3 protein-coding genes and 1 pseudogene are annotated in these 4098 nt (G+C 72.5%); all 4 read right to left on the bottom strand.

The features are described 5' to 3' along the window. Window positions 1-451: 451 nt before the first annotated feature. A complete protein-coding gene (locus FPZ41_RS45290; protein ID WP_322621550.1) occupies window positions 452-901 on the bottom strand; it encodes an imidazolonepropionase-like domain-containing protein in 450 nt (149 codons plus the stop codon). A gap of 31 nt (window positions 902-932) precedes the next feature. Next, window positions 933-2147, bottom strand: a complete 1215-nt coding sequence (mqnC, locus tag FPZ41_RS45285; protein WP_322621549.1) for a cyclic dehypoxanthinyl futalosine synthase — start codon at window positions 2145-2147, stop codon at window positions 933-935. Between the two features lie 173 nt (window positions 2148-2320). Continuing rightward, window positions 2321-3208, bottom strand: a complete 888-nt coding sequence (locus FPZ41_RS45280) for a prepilin peptidase (RefSeq protein WP_322621548.1) — start codon at window positions 3206-3208, stop codon at window positions 2321-2323. A gap of 47 nt (window positions 3209-3255) precedes the next feature. Then, window positions 3256-4098 (bottom strand): annotated as a pseudogene (locus FPZ41_RS45275) (serine/threonine protein kinase); the annotation flags it as partial.

The raw sequence follows: 4098 nt of genomic DNA, 5'->3' as shown, positions 1-4098 counted from the left end.
CCTGGGGGCTGCCGCCCCCAGACCCCCGCTCATCGGCCTGAACGGCCTCGTCCTCAAACGCCGGACGGGCTGGGAGTGCCTGGCGACGGCTTCACATCCCCAGCAGGACGATCCATCCCGGGCCTCAGCCGGAGGGTCCCAGCCCCTGGCCGGAAGGTCTCGGCCCTGGCTGGCAAGCACCCGGCCCCGACCGGTAAAAACCCAGCTCCGCCCGCACATTCCAGCCCCTCCGGCGTTTGAGGAGCGGGGGTCCGGGGGCTGGCCCCCGAAACCGGGGGCCAGGGGCGGAGCCCCGAAGAGGGGGCCGAGGGACCCCCGAAAGATGAGGCCGGGGCGCAGCCCCAAACCCCGGGGGTCCAGGGGGCGCAGCCCCTTTTGCCGGGGTCGAAGGGGCGGAGCCCCTGGGGATGGGACGGGTAGGGGCGGCAGGGGCGAGGAAACTCGGCGGACGTCAGCGGCGTCGGTGTACCAAGCGGCCCGCGCACACCGTGGCGACGCACGCCCCCGTCCCGTCGAGCACCGCGAGATCCGCACGGCCGCCCCTCACGATGACCGCCGGACGAACACCCGGCAGCACCACCACATCGTTCCGCTCGGCCGCAGCCCGCAGTTCGGGCGCGCCGGCGTATTCCGCCAGGACCGCGACCGCACCCGACTTGAGCACCGCGTGGACGCGTTCACGCGGCGTAGGGGCGTCCGGAAGCGGGCCCTCATGGACGCGGGCGGGCCCCAGGACGCCGGGCCAGCGGCGTACGCGGGCGCCCGGGAACCGCTCCTGAACCTCCGCCAGCGTCCCCACGGCGGCGACCCGGTCGCCCTCCACGGCGACGGCACCGTCCTTGACCGGCTCGGGGTCGTCCCAGGCGCGCCGCACCTCGTCCGCGGCGTGAATCGTCAGCACACGTACCTCAGTTGGACGCTCAGACGGACGCTCAGTTGGACGCCAGCAGCTTCAGCTCGGGGTGGGCCGTGCCGCCCTCGATCGCCGTCGACGAGATGTGCGAGGCCACCCGCTCGTCGACGGGGTCGTTCGCCGGGTCGTCGTGGACGACGATGTGCTCGTACGTCGTGGTGCGCTGGGCGGGGACCCGGCCGGCCTTGCGGATCAGGTCGATGATCTCCTGCCGGTTGGAACGGTGCTTGGCGCCGGCCGACGACACCACGTTCTCCTCCAGCATGATCGAGCCGAGGTCGTCCGCACCGTAGTGGAGCGACAGCTGGCCGATCTCCTTGCCCGTCGTCAGCCAGGAGCCCTGGATGTGGGCGATGTTGTCCATGAAGAGCCGCGCGATGGCGATCATCCGCAGGTACTCGAAGAGCGTGGCCTGCGTACGGCCCTTGAGGTGGTTGTTCTCCGGCTGGTAGGTGTACGGGATGAAGGCCCGGAAGCCGCCCGTCCGGTCCTGTACGTCACGGATCATCCGCAGGTGCTCGATGCGCTCGGCGTTCGTCTCGCCGGTGCCCATGAGCATCGTCGACGTGGACTCCACGCCCAGGTTGTGCGCGGTCTCCATGATCTCCAGCCAGCGCTCGCCGCTCTCCTTCAGCGGCGCGATGGCCTTGCGGGGCCGGGCGGGCAGCAGTTCGGCGCCGGCGCCCGCGAAGGAGTCCAGACCGGCCGTGTGGATGCGCTGGATGGCCTCCTCCACGCTCACCTTCGAGATGCGGGCCATGTGCTCGACCTCGGACGCGCCGAGGGAGTGGATGACCAGCTGCGGGAACTCCTTCTTGATGGCGGCGAAGTGCTTCTCGTAGTACTCGACGCCGTAGTCAGGGTGGTGCCCGCCCTGGAACATGATCTGGGTACCGCCGAGTTCGACGGTCTCGGCGCAACGGCGCAGGATGTCGTCCAGGTCCCGGGTCCAGCCCTTGGCCGTGTCCTTCGGCGCCGCGTAGAACGCGCAGAACTTGCACGCCGTCACGCAGACGTTCGTGTAGTTGATGTTCCGCTCGATGATGTACGTCGCGATGTGCTCGACACCCGCGTACTTCCGCCGCCGTACGGCGTCCGCGGCGGCGCCCAGCGCGTGCAGCGGCGCGTCGCGGTAGAGGACGAGCGCCTCCTCGGGAGTGATCCGCCCACCCGCGGCGGCACGGTCAAGGACGGCTGTGACATCAATCGACGTGAGGTCGGCGTTCTCGGTCACCGGGCGTCCCTTTCGTAAAGCTTCGTAAGGGTGTGGACGGACCGAACCAGCCTACGCCAGGGGCCACGACCGCCCGACGCCAGGCCGTGGACGGCTGCGGAACGGCTACGGGCGGCCGTGGACGCTGCGGACGGCCGTGGACGGCTGCGGACACCCCCGCTCCGAACCGCCCGTCAGGCCGCGTACGCCTCCAGCAGCACCCCCGCGAACGCCCCCGCGATCATGTACGGACCCAGCGCGACCGGTGCCCTGCGCTCGGCGCGCCGCAGCAGGACGAGTGCTGTCACGTGCACGCTCCCGAAGACGGACCCGGCGAACGTGCCCAGGAACAGCGCCCCCCACCCGTACCAGCCGAGCACCGCCCCGAGCCCCAGCGCCAGCTTCACATCGCCGAAGCCGAGGGCGATCGGTCTGATGAGGAAGAAGAGGAAGTAGAACCCGCCGAGCGCGAGGGCCCCGAACAGCGCCGTACGCCATTCCCCCGCGTGTTCCGGCAGCAGCGCCGCCGCCCCCAGCAGCACGAGTGCCGTGCCGGCGAGCGGCAGCGTCAGCAGGTCCGGCAGCCGCTGCACGCGCAGGTCCACCAGGGTGAGCAGCACGCCCACCGGCGCGAGCAGCAGCCAGACGGCCAGCTCGGGCCGCGTACCGGTGGCCAGCGCGAGGGCCGCGCACACGAGGGCGGTCGCCAGCGCGACGACGGGCGTGCTCGGGCCGTACGACGCGCCGGACGCACCTGCCGCGCCTGACACGCCGGACGCGCCTGACACGCCGGACGCGCCTGACACGCCTGACACGCCTGACACGCCTGTGTCAGCGCTCCCCGCGGGCCCCACACTCCCCGCACTCCCCGCGTCGGCGGGAACGGCCGCCCCGCACGACCCGCACCGGGCGCGCCCGAGCCAGCCGCGCGCCAGGCCCCTGATCGGGTGCCCGGCCGGGCAGGCGTCGCGCCACGCCTCCTCCGGCTCGACCGACAGCCTGTACGCGGCCCGCGGCACCAGCACACCGACGGCCGCACCCCATACGGCGGCGGCGACGGCCGCCCAGAGGTCGAGATCCACGCGGCCAGCCTAATTCGTTCTCAGCAGGGCTACTTGCTCAGCAAGGGCTACTTGACCTTCGCCATCCGGGCCGTGGGGTCTCCGGCGTCCGCGTTGTCCGACTCGTACTGGAGCTCTCCCCCGACCGGGGCGAGGCGCACCTCGTGCTCGCCCGTCGTGCACACGCCGGGGTTGTCCTCGTCGGCGATGCTGGTGGCGGTGATCTGCTTCTTCGTGACCTTCTTCAGCACGAGCACGTCGTCGCAGACGCCGCCGATGGGGTCGGTGGAGCGGAAGGTGCCCAGCTTCTGGCCCACGGCGGCCTGTTGAAGGGTCACGCGGAACGTGCCCGCCGGCAGATTCCCGCTCAGGGCGTAGGCATCGCCCTCCCACGTCCCGAGGTACTTCTCCGGAACCGCTCCCTCTCCCGCCCCGTCCTCGGAGCCGTCCCCGGGGTTGCCCGGGAGTTCCTCGGAGGCGCTCGGGGTCGCCGCCGGCGAACTCGCCTGGTCGCCGCCGCTCGCGGTGTCGGTACCGCCGCTGTCACCGTCCAGGAACCCGAGCACGGACACCATCCCCACCGCTACCGCGGCGAACGCACCCGCGACCGCCAGGGCGACCGTGCAACTCACCTTCCGGCCCCGCCCGTTCGCCCCGGGCGCGGAGGTCGCGGCCACGCTGACCGACACCCTCCCCGGGGCCGCCGCCGCGTCCCCGAGTCTCGGCTCGGGTACGGCGGCGACCGGGTCCGACGGCATGACGGGCGGCGGCCCGAACACCCCGAAGGCGGCAGGGGGAACTTGGGCACCGTCCGCAGCGGTCCCACCCGCCGCTCCGGTCGCACCCGCCGTGGAGTGCGCCGCGCCGGGAGCCGTCGTCGGATGACCGCCCGCCCCTGGACCGCTCCCCGG

This window comes from Streptomyces acidicola, from assembly GCF_009377235.1.
GTDB classification, from domain to species: domain Bacteria; phylum Actinomycetota; class Actinomycetes; order Streptomycetales; family Streptomycetaceae; genus Streptomyces; species Streptomyces acidicola.
Note: the sequence above shows the minus strand (reverse complement) of the source record. Positions and strands in the feature narration are given on the sequence as shown.